The sequence below is a fragment of the Herminiimonas sp. Marseille-P9896 genome (assembly GCF_903993245.1).
GTDB classification, from domain to species: Bacteria; Pseudomonadota; Gammaproteobacteria; order Burkholderiales; family Burkholderiaceae_D; genus Oxalicibacterium; species Oxalicibacterium contaminans.
In genome coordinates this window covers 766,177-782,206 of record NZ_CAJEVT010000001.1, presented here as the reverse complement: position 1 = coordinate 782,206, position 16,030 = coordinate 766,177, and the positions used below count along the sequence as shown (strand labels likewise).

General features: G+C 53.4%; 19 protein-coding genes. 6 read left to right on the top strand and 13 right to left on the bottom strand.

The features are described 5' to 3' along the window. Nucleotides 1-90: 90 nt before the first annotated feature. The gene (rpoH, locus tag H7U06_RS03855; protein ID WP_175624857.1) at nucleotides 91-987 is read left to right on the top strand and encodes an RNA polymerase sigma factor RpoH; all 897 of its coding nucleotides are present in this window, start codon (nucleotides 91-93) and stop codon (nucleotides 985-987) included. A 61-nt stretch (nucleotides 988-1,048) separates the two neighbouring features. On the opposite strand, the gene H7U06_RS03850 is transcribed toward rpoH, so the two are convergent. The 5 genes from H7U06_RS03850 to H7U06_RS03830 are packed head-to-tail and all read right to left on the bottom strand — an operon-like array spanning nucleotide 1,049 to nucleotide 4,979. Beyond that, on the bottom strand, nucleotides 1,049-1,642 hold the full coding sequence (locus H7U06_RS03850) for an SCO family protein (protein ID WP_175624856.1): 594 nt from the start codon (nucleotides 1,640-1,642) through the stop codon (nucleotides 1,049-1,051). Between the two features lie 4 nt (nucleotides 1,643-1,646). Beyond that, a complete protein-coding gene (cyoE, locus tag H7U06_RS03845; protein ID WP_175624855.1) occupies nucleotides 1,647-2,531 on the bottom strand; it encodes a heme o synthase in 885 nt (294 codons plus the stop codon). Nucleotides 2,532-2,559: 28 nt separating this feature from the next. Continuing rightward, nucleotides 2,560-3,693 carry a heme A synthase gene (locus H7U06_RS03840; protein ID WP_175624854.1) on the bottom strand — a complete coding sequence of 378 codons (1,134 nt, stop codon included), beginning with the start codon at nucleotides 3,691-3,693 and terminating at the stop codon, nucleotides 2,560-2,562. Continuing rightward, nucleotides 3,686-4,270, bottom strand: coding sequence for a cytochrome C oxidase subunit I (locus H7U06_RS03835; protein WP_175624853.1), 585 nt, complete (start codon nucleotides 4,268-4,270; stop codon nucleotides 3,686-3,688). Before H7U06_RS03835 ends, H7U06_RS03840 begins: the two co-directional genes overlap by 8 nt. Then, nucleotides 4,257-4,979, bottom strand: a complete 723-nt coding sequence (locus H7U06_RS03830) for an SURF1 family protein (RefSeq protein WP_175624852.1) — start codon at nucleotides 4,977-4,979, stop codon at nucleotides 4,257-4,259. Before H7U06_RS03830 ends, H7U06_RS03835 begins: the two co-directional genes overlap by 14 nt. A 77-nt stretch (nucleotides 4,980-5,056) precedes the next feature. On the opposite strand from H7U06_RS03830, the gene H7U06_RS03825 reads away from it, so the two are divergent. Next, nucleotides 5,057-5,257, top strand: coding sequence for a twin transmembrane helix small protein (locus H7U06_RS03825; protein ID WP_175624851.1), 201 nt, complete (start codon nucleotides 5,057-5,059; stop codon nucleotides 5,255-5,257). A gap of 114 nt (nucleotides 5,258-5,371) precedes the next feature. On the opposite strand, the gene H7U06_RS03820 is transcribed toward H7U06_RS03825, so the two are convergent. From H7U06_RS03820 to H7U06_RS03795, 6 genes are all read right to left on the bottom strand, one after another. Beyond that, nucleotides 5,372-6,232, bottom strand: a complete 861-nt coding sequence (locus tag H7U06_RS03820; RefSeq protein WP_175624850.1) for a cytochrome c oxidase subunit 3 — start codon at nucleotides 6,230-6,232, stop codon at nucleotides 5,372-5,374. Between the two features lie 122 nt (nucleotides 6,233-6,354). Next, complete coding sequence (locus H7U06_RS03815) at nucleotides 6,355-6,942, bottom strand: cytochrome c oxidase assembly protein (protein WP_175624849.1); 588 nt, start codon at nucleotides 6,940-6,942, stop codon at nucleotides 6,355-6,357. Nucleotides 6,943-7,099: 157 nt separating this feature from the next. Continuing rightward, a complete protein-coding gene (ctaD, locus tag H7U06_RS03810) occupies nucleotides 7,100-8,707 on the bottom strand; it encodes a cytochrome c oxidase subunit I (protein ID WP_175624848.1) in 1,608 nt (535 codons plus the stop codon). 18 nt (nucleotides 8,708-8,725) lie between these two features. After that, on the bottom strand, nucleotides 8,726-9,886 hold the full coding sequence (coxB, locus tag H7U06_RS03805) for a cytochrome c oxidase subunit II (protein WP_175624847.1): 1,161 nt from the start codon (nucleotides 9,884-9,886) through the stop codon (nucleotides 8,726-8,728). A 33-nt stretch (nucleotides 9,887-9,919) separates the two neighbouring features. Further along, entirely contained in the window at nucleotides 9,920-10,318 is a 399-nt protein-coding gene (locus tag H7U06_RS03800; RefSeq protein WP_370458602.1) for a DUF2244 domain-containing protein, read from the bottom strand. A 297-nt stretch (nucleotides 10,319-10,615) separates the two neighbouring features. Continuing rightward, on the bottom strand, nucleotides 10,616-11,554 hold the full coding sequence (locus tag H7U06_RS03795; RefSeq protein ID WP_175624845.1) for a methyltransferase domain-containing protein: 939 nt from the start codon (nucleotides 11,552-11,554) through the stop codon (nucleotides 10,616-10,618). A gap of 99 nt (nucleotides 11,555-11,653) precedes the next feature. Between H7U06_RS03795 and H7U06_RS03790 the strand changes: the two genes are divergently transcribed. From H7U06_RS03790 to H7U06_RS03780, 3 genes are all read left to right on the top strand, one after another. Continuing rightward, nucleotides 11,654-12,364 carry a phosphoribosyltransferase family protein gene (locus tag H7U06_RS03790; protein ID WP_254873121.1) on the top strand — a complete coding sequence of 237 codons (711 nt, stop codon included), beginning with the start codon at nucleotides 11,654-11,656 and terminating at the stop codon, nucleotides 12,362-12,364. Nucleotides 12,365-12,439: 75 nt separating this feature from the next. Next, nucleotides 12,440-12,922: a tRNA (uridine(34)/cytosine(34)/5-carboxymethylaminomethyluridine(34)-2'-O)-methyltransferase TrmL gene (gene trmL / locus H7U06_RS03785; protein ID WP_175624843.1), complete on the top strand. Its 483-nt coding sequence runs from the start codon at nucleotides 12,440-12,442 to the stop codon at nucleotides 12,920-12,922. A gap of 89 nt (nucleotides 12,923-13,011) precedes the next feature. Further along, nucleotides 13,012-13,494, top strand: a complete 483-nt coding sequence (locus H7U06_RS03780) for a copper chaperone PCu(A)C (RefSeq protein WP_175624842.1) — start codon at nucleotides 13,012-13,014, stop codon at nucleotides 13,492-13,494. 67 nt (nucleotides 13,495-13,561) lie between these two features. On the opposite strand, the gene H7U06_RS03775 is transcribed toward H7U06_RS03780, so the two are convergent. Both H7U06_RS03775 and H7U06_RS03770 read right to left on the bottom strand, forming a co-directional pair. Further along, the gene (locus tag H7U06_RS03775; protein ID WP_175624841.1) at nucleotides 13,562-14,017 is read right to left on the bottom strand and encodes a DUF411 domain-containing protein; all 456 of its coding nucleotides are present in this window, start codon (nucleotides 14,015-14,017) and stop codon (nucleotides 13,562-13,564) included. A gap of 68 nt (nucleotides 14,018-14,085) precedes the next feature. Beyond that, the gene (locus H7U06_RS03770) at nucleotides 14,086-14,934 is read right to left on the bottom strand and encodes a ferritin-like domain-containing protein (RefSeq protein WP_175624840.1); all 849 of its coding nucleotides are present in this window, start codon (nucleotides 14,932-14,934) and stop codon (nucleotides 14,086-14,088) included. A gap of 353 nt (nucleotides 14,935-15,287) precedes the next feature. On the opposite strand from H7U06_RS03770, the gene H7U06_RS03765 reads away from it, so the two are divergent. Then, entirely contained in the window at nucleotides 15,288-15,869 is a 582-nt protein-coding gene (locus H7U06_RS03765) for a glutathione peroxidase (protein ID WP_175624839.1), read from the top strand. Nucleotides 15,870-16,030: the final 161 nt, after the last annotated feature.

Below are 16,030 nucleotides of genomic sequence, written 5' to 3'. Positions count from 1 at the left end.
CATTTCAAGAGAGTGCTAATATAGCTACTCAAAGTAGTCTAGTTCACAGAAACAAGTGGTTTCTGACTGAAACTTAAGCAAGGAGAACGCATGAAAGCAGTATCTGCATCAACCGCATTAGTTCCTAACAGCAATATGCTGGCATTGGGGTTTTCTGGTGCGCTGGGCAATATTGACGCTTACATCTCGGCGGTCAATCGCCTCCCTATGCTGACGCACGAAGAAGAAATATCTTTGGCGCGCCGCCTGCGCGACGAAAACGATCTGGGTGCCGCACAAAAACTGGTGCTCTCGCATCTGCGCCTGGTCGTCTCGATCGCCCGCGGCTATCTGGGCTATGGCCTGCCGCACGCAGACTTGATTCAGGAAGGCAATATCGGTTTGATGAAAGCCGTGAAACGTTTCGACCCGGATCAGGGCGTACGTCTGGTTTCGTATTCCATGCATTGGATCAAAGCAGAAATGCATGAATACATCCTGAAAAACTGGCGCCTGGTAAAAGTCGCGACGACCAAGGCACAACGCAAATTGTTCTTCAATCTGCGCAGCCACAAAACCGGTCTGGATTCGATGACACCGGACCAGGTCGACGAGCTGGCGAAAACGCTGAACGTCAAACGGGAAGAAGTCATAGAGATGGAAACCCGTCTGTCCGGACGCGACATCGCACTGGAAGCGCCTACTGATGACGAAGACGACAAGTTTGCGCCTATCGCTTACCTGTCCTCCGATATGCAGGAACCGACCAAGGTGCTGGAATCGCAGCAGTTTGATCGTCTGCAAACCGAAGGTTTGTCGAATGCATTGGGCAAACTGGATGCGCGTTCACGTCGCATCGTCGAAGCGCGCTGGTTGGCGAACGATGACGGTTCGGGCGCAACCCTGCATGAATTGGCAGATGAGTTCGGCGTATCGGCTGAACGTATCCGTCAGATCGAAGCAGTCGCACTGAAGAAAATGAAAGGCTCGCTGGCCGCTTACGCTTAAGCAGTCAGTAGCAGCAAACAAAAAAGGCGCTCCTCGGAGCGCCTTTTTTTATGTCTGGTCTTTACGTCTTGTCCGCCAGCAAAGTCTTCAAATCCTGCACGATAGGATCTATGCCCTGACCGTGGCGGATGAACAAACGGATGCGACCTTGCGGGTCAAACACATAGCTGCCCGCTGTGTGATCGACGGTATAGCTGCCTGGAGTCTTGCCCGGCACCTTTTGATAAAACACTTTGAATTCTTTCGCGACCTTCTCGGTCTCGGCCAGATCACCACGCAAGCCGAGGAAGCGCGGATCGAAAGCCGGTACGTATTGCGCCAGCAAGGCCGCCGTATCACGCTCAGGATCTACCGTGACGAACAAGACTTGCACGCGATCCGCATCCGGGCCCAACGCCTTCATCACGTTCGACATTTCCATCATGGTCGTCGGGCACACGTCCGGACATTGCGTGAAGCCAAAGAACACCACGACTGCCTTGCCTTTGAAATCAGCCAGCGTACGCAGCTTGCCGTTATGGTCATGCAGCGAAAATTCCTTGGCATAGCCCAGACCAGTCAGGTCGGTGTTATTGAAAACTTGCTTGGGTTTATCGCTACAAGCAGCCAAGGCAAATAGTGCGGCACAAATTACCAGAAGGGAACGGAAACGCATGTTTTCAGAATCTCAGATAGTGGTCGACCAGCAAGGCCGCAAACAGCAGGGACAGATAGATGATCGAGTAAGCGAACATCTTGCGCGCAATCATATCGGTGTAATGGCGATAAACCTGCCATGCATACCAAACGAAAATGATATCCAGGATGGCGACCGACACCAGGTAAATCAAGCCGCTCATGCCGACCGCGAAAGGCAACATGGTGGTCGCGACCAACGCGATGGTGTACAGCCAGATATGGAATTGGGTGAACTCGGTACCATGCGTGACCGGCAACATCGGCAAGCCCGATTTCGCATACTCGTCACGGCGATACAAGGCCAGCGCCCAGAAGTGCGGCGGCGTCCAGATGAAGATGATCAGTACCAGGATCCAGGCTTGCATAGGCAAATCATTGGCCACCGCTGCCCAACCCAAGGCCGGCGGCATCGCGCCGGACAAGCCACCGATCACAATATTCTGCGGTGTCGCTGGTTTCAGGATGATGGTGTAAATCACTGCGTAGCCAACAAAGGTGGCAAAGGTCAGCCACATCGTCAAAGGATTCACGAAGTTATACAGCACCCACATACCGGCACCGCCGATCACACCTGAAAACACCAGTGTTTGCAGTACGGTAATTTCACCGCGTGCCATGGGACGACGCGCAGTGCGCGCCATGCGTGAATCGATTTCGCGTTCCACCAGGCAGTTGATCGCAAATGCCGCACCGGCCAGCAACCAGATACCTATCGTTGCCGACACGACTATCTTCCAGCTAGGCAACTCGGGGGTTGCCAGGAACATGCCTATCACGGCGCAAAAAACTGCCAGCTGCGTGACACGCGGCTTGGTCAGGGCCCAATACTGGGCGATACGGTTCGGAGAGGCAGTCAGAGTAGTCATGCGTAGTCGTTGGGTGCAGCCTGTGAGCTCATCTCAGCGTATCTCTGCCAGGTACGAGCCCACGATTTGCCCCGGCAGTACCGGGGATTCTAGCCTTGTAGTTTAACATGACCAGCAAGAGGACAAGCAGCGCTGCACAACCATTGTGCGCGACCGCCAGCGCCAGCGGCCATTTCAATGACACTGTGGCAATTCCTATCGTGATCTGCAAAGCGAGCGCACCCAATACGCCGCGCGCTATCGTGCGCAAACCCTCTATCCGGTAAGCCTTGTAGCAAACCCAGGCAATATAGCCCGCCACCACAAAAGCAAACATGCGGTGCGTCCAGTGGATCGCCGTCAGTGCCGGGAACGGCAGGTATTCACCATCCGCCGTCATGCCCAGGCTGCGCCACAGCGTAAAACCGTTATCAAAATCCATTTGCGGAATCACCGCACCGTGGCACAGCGGAAAATCGCTGCAAGCCAGCGCCGCGTAATTAGTACTGACCCAGCCACCCAAAGCGATCTGGAAAGTCAGCAATATCAGGGCGATCAAGGCCGGGATACGCAAAGTGTAGGCAGCATCAGCCACCGGTGGATGCTCCTTCTGCCGCGCGCCGACCCAGGTCAGCATGCCAAGCAAGGTCATGCCGAGCAAGAGATGGATAGTCACGATGATAGGTTGCAGCTTCATCGTCACGGTCCACGCACCGAACGCGCCCTGAATACAGACGAAGATCAGCAAGGCTACCGGGAAGTGCGGGGAAAACTTATGTATCGTGCGGCCGCTCTGCAACCAAAAGCGCCAAGAAATCACGACGATGGCAATGATCAACACGCCTATGCCCATCGCCAGATAGCGGTGAATCATTTCGACCCAGGCTTTCATCACGGTGACCGGACCATCCGGCATCAATGCCTCGGCAGCGCGTATATGCTCCATCGCTTGCAGCGGATTGGCATGGCCATAGCAACCAGGCCAGTCAGGGCAACCGAGACCGGAATCAGTGAGGCGGGTGAAAGCGCCAAACATAATCACATCAAAGGTGAGGAATAAGGTGACCCACACCAGCTTGCGATATTTATCCGGATCTTTCGACGACCAGACGATGACGAAAGCCAGCAAGGCGACAAAAACGCCCTTGCTGCCCAGTTGGAACAAGGTACCTGAATCAACCAATTGCGGAAGCCTTTAACAATTTGTACAAATCTTTTTTGATCTTGTTCGGATCGGCGTCTTTCGGGAAACGCATCATCAAATGTCCGAGCGGATCAATCATGTAGATGTGATCGGTCACATCTGTGCCCTCATCCACCGGCAACCATGCACGCACGACGTCACCCTTGATGCGCAACATATTGGTGCCATCGAATTCACGGATCAGGATGGTATCGATAGGCTTGTCATCGGTGATCAGCCACACGCGTTCTATGCGATCCATCTCCTTGCCCTGCGCCAGGCGCAACTGGCGCATATCGTGTAATTTCTTTTCGCATGATGCTTCGCACTCGGCACCACTGACTTGCAGCATCACCCATTTACCCTGATAGCTCTCCAGGCTGGCTGGCTTCTTATCCAGCGTCACAGCATCCAGCTTGGGCATAGGATAGTTGCGCGGATCAAGGATAGTGCCGTAGTTGGTGCGGCTTTGTGGCTTGATTACGTAGTAGGTAAAGTAAGACAGGATGATGGGTGCTGCGCACACCAGTATCACGGCCAATAATTTCCAGCGTCCCTTGTTTTTATTTGGTTCCACGTCGAATTCCAGTCACAACAAAAAATATAAAAGCCATCGCAGCCAGGCCGTACCACTGAAATGCATAGCCGCGATGTTTGTCTACTCCGGTCGATGGCACCGGCCAGTCCCGCACCAGGCCATCGTTGGTATCCGTCAATTGCTCCAACACGATAGGTGACATCTGCAAACCACTGGCAGCAGCGAATCCTGTCACGTCAAGGTTCTGAACTATCGCCTGCGGACGCGGTGGATCAATTTCACCCAATTGCATCACATGGCCGATATCGCGTCGTGCCACACCTTCAATCTGTATCTCACCACTCGGCGTAACAATAGCTGGCATTTTAGTGCGGTCTGCCACATTGCGTGGAATCCAGCCGCGCGCGACCAACACGTGTAACTGGCTACCGGCCAGCTTGAATGGCATCAACAGGTAAAACCCGGCAACGCCATTATGCGGGCGGTTATCCAGATAAACCGGCCAGTCACGCAGGAACTCGCCTTTGATGAGCAGGCGGTGATACTCAATGTCATCGGGATTCAATGCCGAGCCACTAAGCTCATTGAACTTCATGGCAGCGGCCGCTTGTCGTTCATTGAGCTTTTGTTCAATGGCAATTTTCTCGGCCGCCCGTCTGGTCTGCCATTGTCCCAGTGACAAACCTAGCGCCACCGCAATCGCTGCAGCAACAAATGGAACAAGCCTAAATCGAAAGGTGAATCGCATTACAATGTCACTTTATCTAACCAACCTGCGTCGGATGAAGAAGTCTTCCGGAACCCGGCAAGCTCACCCTTAAAGCTATGAAAATCATCGTCGCCATTGCTTTCCTCCTGATCCTCGGCAGCCTGGGCTCGGCGCTGTTCTTCCTGATGAGGGACAAGGGTAAAAGCAATCGCACGGTCAAGGCATTGACGATGCGCGTAGGATTTTCAGTCGCGCTGTTTATCCTGATCTTGCTAGCCTACAAATTTGGCCTGATCCAGCCGACCGGCATCCGCTAATACAAGCAGATATCCATCAGGGCGCTTGCCTCTTGCATAACACGCCGCCCCAATCGCAAAAAAGCCGCACCGAAGTGCGGCTTTTTCATGTCCCGCGCATACTGCCCGCGTGACTTACAGCCAATAGACTACAACATACAAACCGAGCCAGACCACGTCCACAAAGTGCCAGTACCAGGCGGCGCCTTCGAACGCGAAGTGGTTGTCAGCTGTAAAGTGACCTTTCAGTACACGATACAAGACCACGCTCAGCATGATCGCTCCCAGTGTCACGTGGAAGCCGTGGAAACCAGTCAGCAGGAAGAAGGTCGAGCCATACACGCCCGAAGTCAGCTTCAGGTTCAGTTCTGTATACGCATGGATGTATTCATATACCTGGAAGCCCATGAAGATCGCGCCCAGCAGGATAGTTGCTGCCAGCCAGAAAGCTGTCTTGCCGCGATGGTTTTCACGAATCGCGTGATGCGAAATCGTCAGCGTCACACCGGACAACAGGAGCAAAGCGGTATTGATGGTAGGGATCCAGAATGGGCCCATGGTGGTGAACGGTTCTACCGTACCAGCCGGACCGACATTGCCCCAGTGCGCTGCGAAGTCAGGCCACAGGATTTTGTTGTCCAGGTCGCCCAGCCATGGCATCGCGATGCTGCGGGCATAAAACAGAGCGCCAAAGAATGCAGCAAAGAACATTACTTCGGAGAAAATGAACCAGCTCATGCTCCAGCGATACGAAGCATCGATGCGCTTGCTGTACAAGCCGCCTTCGGATTCCGCAATCGCATCACCAAACCAGTAATACAGGACGACCAGGAAACCCAGCAAACCAGCGAAAGTGGCATACCCGCCCCAGCTCGCATCATTCACCCAGCCCGACGCACCGAGCATCATCACGAGCAACGAAGTTCCCGCTATCGCTGGCCATTTGGACGGGCCAGGCACGAAATAGTAAGGCGCATTCGCGTGTTGAGCACTCATCTCCATCTCCCAATACAAAATTCAAATAGTGACGTTGTCAGGACCATCTGAGGCCACAGACCACGTGATAAATTTCATTTCGACTATCGGCTCGACTACCTGGCCGACTTCTTTTTTTACTATTAGCCTGCTACTGCCGGTTCCTTCAATTCTGCCTTCTTCTCACGCCCTGCGATCTCAAAGAAAGTATAGGACAAGGTAATTGTCTTTACATCCTTCGGTAAAGCCGGATCCAGGTAAAACACAACTGGCATCTGCTTCGCCTGGCTGGCTTCCAGAGTTTGCTGCTGGAAACAGAAGCACTCCACTTTCTTGAAGTGCGCTGCTGCCTGCTGCGGCGCATAACTCGGAATCGCCTGCGCTTCTACGCTACGTGCCTGTGTATTCACTACTTCATACACGATCTGGGCCATTTCACCCGGATGCACTTGCATGCTGTTTACCGTAGGGCGGAAACGGAATGGTCCTTGCGTATTTGCATCAAACTCGACCGTAATCGTCCTGCTCTTGTCGACCTGCGAATTATCGATCGGCTTTACCTTCATCTCTTGCGAGGTCAGGATATTGACGCCTGTAATTTCACAAATCTGCTTGTAGATCGGTACCAGCAAGTAACCAAAACCAAACATCATCACAGCAATAACAACCAGCTTGCCAAACATCTGGGCATTCAACTTACTGTTCGCGCTGTCTTCTGTCTGGTTATCCATCTTTACCCTAAACAAACCATAAGCGTTTTGCGATAACACCGAACATGAACATCGCAGCGATGACCCCGAGTATCAGGGCGGTACGCAGATTACGTTTCTTTTGTTCAGTCTTCAAATCCGACATCGCAAGGTAGCGGGCTTGCGCCCGCCACTCCGTTTATTTAACTGTTGGAGGAACTTCAAACGTATGGAAAGGAGCCGGGCTAGGAACGGTCCATTCCAGGCCTTCTGCACCATCCCAAGGTTTCGCTTCTGCTGGCACGCCACCTTTGATCGAAGGGATAACCACCGCGAACAGGAAGTACACCTGCATCAAACCAAAGCCCAGACCACCGATCGACGCGATCATGTTGAAGTCGGTGAACTGCGCTGGGTAATCGGCGTAGCGACGTGGCATACCGGCCAATCCCAGGAAGTGCATAGGGAAGAAGGTGATGTTGAACAGAATCAGCGAACCCCAGAAGTGGATTTTGCCGCGGGTTTCGCTATACATGAAACCAGTCCACTTCGGACCCCAGTAGTAGAAACCGGCGAACAGGGCAAACAAGGAACCAGCCACCAGCACGTAGTGGAAGTGAGCCACCACGTAGTAGGTATCCTGCAACTGGATATCGATAGGGGTCACCGCCAGGATCAGGCCGGTGAAGCCGCCCATCGTGAACACGAAGATGAAGCCGATCGCAAACAGCATAGGAGTCTCAAATGTCATCGAGCCTCTCCACATGGTTGCAACCCAGTTGAAAATCTTCACGCCGGTTGGTACCGCGATCAGCATGGTCGCGTACATGAAGAACAACTGTGCAGTCACCGGCATACCGGTGGTGAACATGTGATGCGCCCAGACCATGAAGGACAGGATGGCAATCGAAGCAGTTGCGTACACCATCGATGCGTAACCAAACAATTGTTTGCGCGCGAAAGTCGGGATGATGTGCGACACGATACCGAAGGCAGGCAAGATCATGATGTACACCTCTGGGTGTCCGAAGAACCAGAAGATGTGTTGATACATGACAGGGTCACCACCGCCAGCCGCATTAAAGAACGAGGTACCGAAGTGACGGTCGGTCAGCGTCATGGTGATCGCACCAGCCAGCACCGGCATCACAGCGATCAGCAGGTAGGCAGTGATCAGCCAGGTCCAGCAGAACATCGGCATCTTCATCAGGGTCATGCCAGGTGCGCGCATGTTGAGGACGGTCACGATAATGTTGATCGAACCCATGATCGACGAAGCACCCATGATATGCAGCGCAAAAATCGCCATGTCCATGCCAGGGCCCATTTGGGTCGACAGCGGAGCATACAGGGTCCAGCCTGCAGCAGTCGCGCCACCTGGAACCAGGAAGGACACAGCCAGCAGGATCGCTGCCGGTGGCAGCAGCCAGAACGAGAAGTTGTTCATGCGGGCAAACGCCATATCGGACGCGCCGATTTGCAACGGGATCATCCAGTTAGCAAAACCAACGAAAGCCGGCATGATCGCGCCGAACACCATCATGATGCCGTGCATGGTGGTCAACTGATTGAAGAACTCAGGCTGCATCAATTGCAGGCCAGGCTGGAATAACTCGGCGCGGATCAACATCGCCAGGAAACCGCCTGACAGCAACATGACAAACGAGAACCAAAGGTAAAGCGTACCGATATCCTTGTGGTTGGTCGCAAATACCCAGCGACGCCAGCCATGCGGATGATCGTGCGCATGGTCATGATCGTGCGCGTGGTCATGCGCGTGTGCGTGATCGACTGCAGTTGTACTCATCTCTGTCTCCCGATTCTATTACTTACGCGCAGCCAGCACTTCTGCTGGTTGGACGATGTTTTCCGAGGCCTTATTCGACCAATGGTTGCGGGTATAAGTAATCACCGCGGCAATTTCGGTATCCGACAACACCGGCTTCCAGGCAGGCATCGCGCCTTTACCTTCCATCACCATATGGATGTTGGCTGCTTTCGGTCCGGTCACGATAGGCGATGCATCCAGCGCCGGGAAGCTGCCAGGTACACCTTTACCGTTTGCCTGATGGCAGGCGATACAGTTAGCTGTGTAGACTTTCTCGCCGCGTTGCACGAGCTCATCCACAGTCCATGTTTTGGTTGGGTCGTCGGCATTCGCCGCCATTTCTTTTTTCTTGCCGTCTACCCATGCCTTGTAGTCTTCATCGCTGACGACATTCACAACGATAGGCATGAAGGCGTGATCCTTACCGCACAACTCGGCACACTGGCCGCGGTAGGTACCGATCTTTTCAGCCTTGAACCAGGTATCACGCACGAAGCCAGGAATCGCATCCTGCTTGACGCCGAAGGCAGGAATCATCCACGCGTGGATCACGTCGTTGGCTGTCAACACGATACGGATTTTCTTGTTGACCGGTACAACGACAGGATTGTCGACTTCGATCAGGTAGTTTTCGCCTTTGGCTACGGTGCTGTCGACGATCTGTTCACGCGGGGTGGACAGGTTGGACAGGAAGTTAATGCCCTCACCTTCGCCGTTCAGGTAGTTGTATCCCCATTTCCACTGCATGCCGGTGGCTTTGATGGTGATATCTGCATTTGAGGTGTCTTTCATCGCCACCACGGTTTTGGTCGCTGGCAGCGCCATCCCGATAACGATGAGGAAAGGAACCACAGTCCATGCGATTTCAACTGCGGTACTTTCGTGGAAGGTAGCCGATTTATGGCCGAGCGACTTGCGATGCTTGAATATGGAATAGAACATGACGCCAAACACTGCGACGAAAATCACCAGACAGATGATCAGCATCAGGGTGTGCAGCGAATAGATTTGTTCCGCGATCTGCGTTACAGGTTCGTGAAAATTGAGCTGACGCACTGCAGGTCCGCCCGGACTATCGGTCACCGCCCACGACGGCATACCAGCCGCCAGGAACGACGCACCAAGCATCAAAGATTGAAGGCGCTTCGCTTGTTTCATGATTTCCTCAAAAGCCCATGATTAAGAATTCTTTTAACAACCAGGCATAACTGCAGACCCCAGCTCCTGACGCAGCTCACGTATGAACTCACGCCTCTTGTATTCTGTCAGGAATCGCCCCACTTCAACACGCGTACCGGAGGATTCCAGACCTATCAATCGATGCCGCTTCGCTGGCGGATCGACTTTCGTGCAATGTCTTATTAGCTTAAAGTGCCGAGCTTGGTCGGCTTGAATTAGATGTATTACCAACAGATCGTCGGTGAGGACTATGTGTTCGCAATCGGTAGCATGGCGTGCATAACAAAGAAAAGCGCACCCTACAGCCGCTAATTCAATTACTGCAAAACCTAAGATGTACCACGCACCGCGCCAGGTGAAGGAAAACGCGATTGTCAGGGAAACCACGCACAACACTGAATAAGCCTGCATCAGTTGTCGTGGTGATATCGAACAATTACGTTTCAATAACCATTCTCGGTTGGCCATAGCACACCGCCTGAACGCCTTGCGCAAGCAAGCTGCACTCGCGCAAAACCGTCGAAGTATAAGTCGGAAAGGGTTTTGTTATCAAGTATAAAAACAAATGACAACAGCTCCCATTTTCAGTACTTTTTACTACCTTCGAATATCCCGGAAACGCATGTGCGGCCTGTTGTTTTTAGTTGCCGCGACCATAATTTTGCTTGTCTCCCGCATATATTTTTAATAATTATTTAATAACTATTCTTACTTCCTAGGCGGGTCGAAACGAATAATCGACTCCCCGCTCGCAGTCGCCCGCGGCGCTGGCCGGAACGCATGACCATAGATTACCTCGAATGTGAGTGGAATCTTGCCATCGGCACGACGACTTTGTTCCAGTACATCCATCGCGCGCTGCCATGCCTGCTTGCCCAACAAACCGCGGCGGCGCGTATCCAGCGGGTTACCGCCCATTGCACGCACATCTGCCATCAGCTTTTCCACCGAACCGTAAGTCACGGTCAGGGTTTCCATATCCATCACCGGCGTCGAAAAACCGGCATTTACCAACATATCGCCAAAATCATGCATGTCTACAAAAGGCAACACATGGGGTTCGGCATCAGCCGCCGCAAACGCCGCGCGCAATTCCTTGAAGGTGTCCGGACCAAAGCAGGAAAACATCAGCAGGCCATCCTGACGCAACACGCGCCGCCATTCGACGAACACCCGGTCCGGCTGCGGATGCCAGTGCAAAGCCAGGTTGGACCATACCAGATCGACCGCATTGAGGCCCAGCGGCAGTTGCGCGAAATTCCCACATATCAGGCTGGCGCTCGAGTCACGACCCATCACCGCGGGCAACCATTGCTGCAGCAAACGGTTCATCGACGACAGACCGGCCACCTGGCTCTCTTGCGCCGCTGCCAGCATGGCGCTGGAGGCATCCAGGCCGAGCATAGCGGCTTGCGGGAAGCGCTTCTGCAAGGTCGTCAGGTCTGCCCCTTCACCACAACCGGCGTCCAGTACATGGGCAGGTGCAATCTTTACCAATGCCAGCCGCTCATGCATGCGCGCCGCCACTTCACGCCGCAGGAAGCCTGATTCCAGCGTGCGCACGGGATCGCTGAACAGATCACGGACACGGTTCAGGTCGATCGGGGCACTGAGTTTGGAATCGGATTGTGGCGGCAGGGAAGACACGAATAATGCAATCGGGCTAATGAGATAATGCGAGCAAGTTTACACGCATGGAGCTGAGTGTGCGCGATGCTTTATCGTTTTATTGACTGGTCTCGTCGTTTGGCCCGGCATCTGCCCGCTGGCCTGCCCTCGTCCTGCGCGCTCTGCGGCATCGCTGGCGCGGCAGCCTTGTGCACACCCTGCCATGCGCAATTCTTCAGCCACCGCCCGCCACGGTGCACCCAGTGCGCCTACCCGCTGCCTGACGGCGAACACGCACCACGCGTATGCGGCACCTGCCTGCGCGCACCGCGCGCCTTCGATACGACCATCGTCGCCAGCGATTACAGCGCGCCTATAGACCACCTGGTACTCGCGCTCAAATTCGGCAATCAACTGGCACTGGCGCCCTTGTTTGCCCGATTGATCGCTGATGCACTGTTACGGGACCGCAGTTTCTCGCTGCCCACCATCATGGCCGCCGTGCCACTCGGCGAACAACGCCTGGCCGAGCGCGGCTTCAACCAGGCGCTGGAAATTGCCAAACCCTTGTCCAAAGCCATTGCGATCCCCTTGATGCCGCAACTTATCTCGCGCAGCCGTGAAACTGCCATGCAATCCAGCCTGGCGCCAGACGCCCGCATACGTAATATGCGCAATGCCTTTGTATTGGATCCGCAAGCTGCCGAATTGGTACGCGGCCAGCACGTCGCCGTAGTCGATGACGTCCTGACCACCGGCGTAACCCTGAATGAAATCGCCACCTTGCTCAAACGCTACGGGGCGGCACGCGTAAGCAACTTCGTGTTTGCCAGAACTCCGCCACGCTGAAGCCGCCGCAAAAAATCCCAACCAGCCGCGCACTTTCGCAATAAACTGGCGACCTGTACGCTAAGGAGAAGCACTTTGTTTCATGTAGTACTGGTCGAACCAGAAATCCCACCCAATACCGGCAACATCATTCGCCTGTGCGCCAACACTGGCGCGCAATTGCATTTAGTCGAACCACTCGGCTTCCCGCTGGATGACGCCAAGATGCGTCGCGCCGGACTCGATTATCACGATTACGCGGAAATGAAGGTACACGCCAACTGGCAAGCCTTCCTGGACTCGTTCCCGCCGGAACAACCGCTCAATACCGAGCGCATGTTTGCACTTACCACGCATGGCTCCACACCGTTTGCCAGCATGGCTTTCCAGCCTGGCGATGTGTTTGTCTTCGGCTCGGAAACCAGGGGGCTGGAAGCCAGTTTGCGTGAATCGTTCCCGCCATCGCAACGCATACGCCTGCCGATGCGCCCGGACAACCGCAGCCTGAATTTATCGAATACCGTCGCGGTCGTGGTGTATGAAGCGTGGCGACAAAACGGTTTTGCCGGCGGCCAGTAATCGCTGCCGGGCATCACTGCCTTTTACTTTTACGTTAGGATAAGGGCTCTTTTTATTCGTCGCCTGCATCTTGCTAACCGAGGAACTCAATGAATCTGCGTCAACTTACTTTCGCCACCATCACTTTATGCATCAGCGCCAGCAGCATGGCGCACGACTATCGCGCTGGTGATATCTCCGTTAGTCATCCTTATGCACGCGCGACCGTTGCCGGACAAACCAGTGGCGGCGCCTACCTGACACTGGAAAACAAAGGCAATAGCGCAGATACGCTGGTATCCGCCAGCTCCCCCGCTGCCAGCTCGGTAGAAATCCACTCCATGGCGATGACAGCTGATAACGTCATGCGCATGCGTGAAGTCGGCAGCCTGGACATCAAGGCCAAGGAAAAGATCACCATGCAGCCAGGCGATGGCTATCACATCATGCTGATAGGCCTGAAGGCTCCGCTCAAGACTGGCGATAAATTGCCGCTGACACTGACCTTTAAAAAGGCAGGAAAGATAGAAGCAGCCATAGTGGTTGAAGACGGTGCTAAAAAAGCAGACAAGATGGAACATCACCATCATTGATTGGCATTACTCCAGACAAATAAAAAAGGACGTTTAAAAACGTCCTTTTTTATTTGTGCTGCTGAAATTACTTGGCAGCGTAGCGGCTAAACACACGGGTCTTGCCATCAGCCTGGAATAACAAAACATCATAAGCGTCAGCACCATGTCCTTCCACTTCCATACCCGGTGACCCCATAGGCATACCCGGTACAGCCAGACCTTTGGCTTTCGGCTTCTCGGCCAGCAAGCGCTTGATATCTGAGGCCGGTACATGACCTTCCAGCGCGTAGCCATCAATGACACCGGTATGGCAGCTACCCAGTGCGGATGGCACACCATACTTGCTGCGATACTCAGCGGTATTCGGCACATTATGACCATTCACCTTAAAGCCATTCTTTTCCAGATGGGCGATCCACTCGGTGCAGCAACCGCAAGTCGCACTCTTATACACATTGATTACCGGCTGCGCTTTGGCAAACGAAAGTCCGGGCAACACACCCGCCAAAGCCAGTGCACCTAATACTGTACGTCTTTGCATGATGAGTCCTTTCCAATAAACAAAAAGCCGCAAACAGACTTGCGGCTTTTAGGTTCAGCTGTACGAAATCAAGCTGCTTGCGCAGCAGGCAAACGTGCAACGATTTCTTTGCGGTAGCGATTCAATTCCTGCACGGTACCGAAGGTGCGCTCAAACAGCAGCGACATATTGTGCAGGATGCGATCGACAACTTTCTTTTCCCACTCGCTGTCGAACTTGATCTGGCCATCGAGCCAGCGTTCCAGCCACTCAGGATCAGGCAAACGCGATTGCACAGTATCGTTAGGGAACAGGGACTGGTTCACGTGCAGATTGGTCGGGTGCAGCGGTTTTTCGGTACGACGGGCCGATGCCATCAACACGCCGATCTTGGCAAACGCAGCACGTGCGCTATCACCAACTTCGACCAGTGCTTTTTTCATATAGCGCAGGTAAGCACCACCGTGGCGTGCTTCATCCTGGCTAATGATTTTGTAAATTTGCTTGATGACCGGTTCTGTGTGCCAGTCGGAGGCACAACGGTACCAGTGGTTCAAACGGATTTCGCCGCAGAAGTGCATCATCAGTGTTTCCAGCGCAGGTGCCGGATCGAATTCGAAACGTACGTTATGCAACTCTTCTTCGGTCGGAACGAATTCCGGACGGAAGCGACGCAGGTACTCCATCAGTACCAGCGAGTGCTTTTGTTCTTCAAAGAACCATACCGACATGAAAGCGGAAAAGTCACTGTCACCGCGATTGTCACGCAAGAACATTTCGGTTGCAGGCAGAGCAGACCACTCTGTAATCGCATTCATGCGTATGGTTTGTGCCTGCTCATCGGTCAGTTTGGAGCCGTCGAACTGATCCCACGGAATATCTTTTTCCATGTTCCAGCGAACCTGCTCTAGCGATTTAAACAATTCTGGGTACAGCATACGCGCCTTAAAAATTGAGTTAAGTCCTTGATTCTACCAAGAAATTCAGCGCCTACCCAGCCTCAGCGGCTAAACATAAGCGTATTTCTCTGAAAAAACACTGCCTGATTCGATTCTTTTCAAGTATCGAAAAGGCGTCTATCCCGCGCCGTTACTTGTTTTTTTAATGTTTTCTTAACGAACGGGGCTAATGCAAAAAAATCTCATTCAGCACAAAAAATTAAACATTCCGACACCGAAATTCACCGTTTTCGTGCTTTCTTTCAGCTTAGAAGATTATTTTTTCAGCGCCATGACAAACCGACAGTCTTGGTGCAATATGAGTCACGCTTCTTGCCCCATCACCCACCATCATGACAAAACAATTCATCCGCCCGCTCGTAAGCCTTATTTTTCTGGCCGGTCTCGGCCTCGGCACGCAGGCCTACGCCCAGACCAGCAGCCCCGCAGCCTGTCCAGCCACGTTGAACTACACGGTTGCCCGCCTGCAAGATGAGGCACCACAAAATCTCTGCCAGTACGCAGGCAAAGTGATTCTTGCTGTCAACACCGCCAGTTATTGCGGCTTTACCGTGCAATATGAAGGGCTGGAACAGCTGTATGCCAAATACAAGGATCGCGGTCTGGTGATACTGGGCTTCGCATCCAACGATTTTGGCCAGCAGGAACCAGGCGCAAACAAGGAAATTGCCGAGTTTTGCCACAATACCTATGGCGTGAAATTCCCGATGTTTGCCAAAAGCTCGGTGATAGGCCCGAACATCAATCCCTTCTATAAATCACTGATGGCGAACGGTGCGACGACACCTAAATGGAACTTCCATAAAATCCTGCTGGATCGCAGCGGCAAGGTCGTCGAAAGCTATCCGTCGAAAGTGACACCTGCTGACAAAAAGCTGGTGGCAGATATAGAAAAAGCATTGGCGCAAAAATAGAACAATTTCGATGCGGGCAGAGTCAAAAGCCATAGCCGAACAACAACGGTGCAATGCGGAATTTCTGCAAGACCTTGTACGCGCAGGCATAATAACGATGCGCGCATCTGGCCACTTTTCAGGCCGATGCACTAGCCATCTCTCGGACGATAAAACTGAGT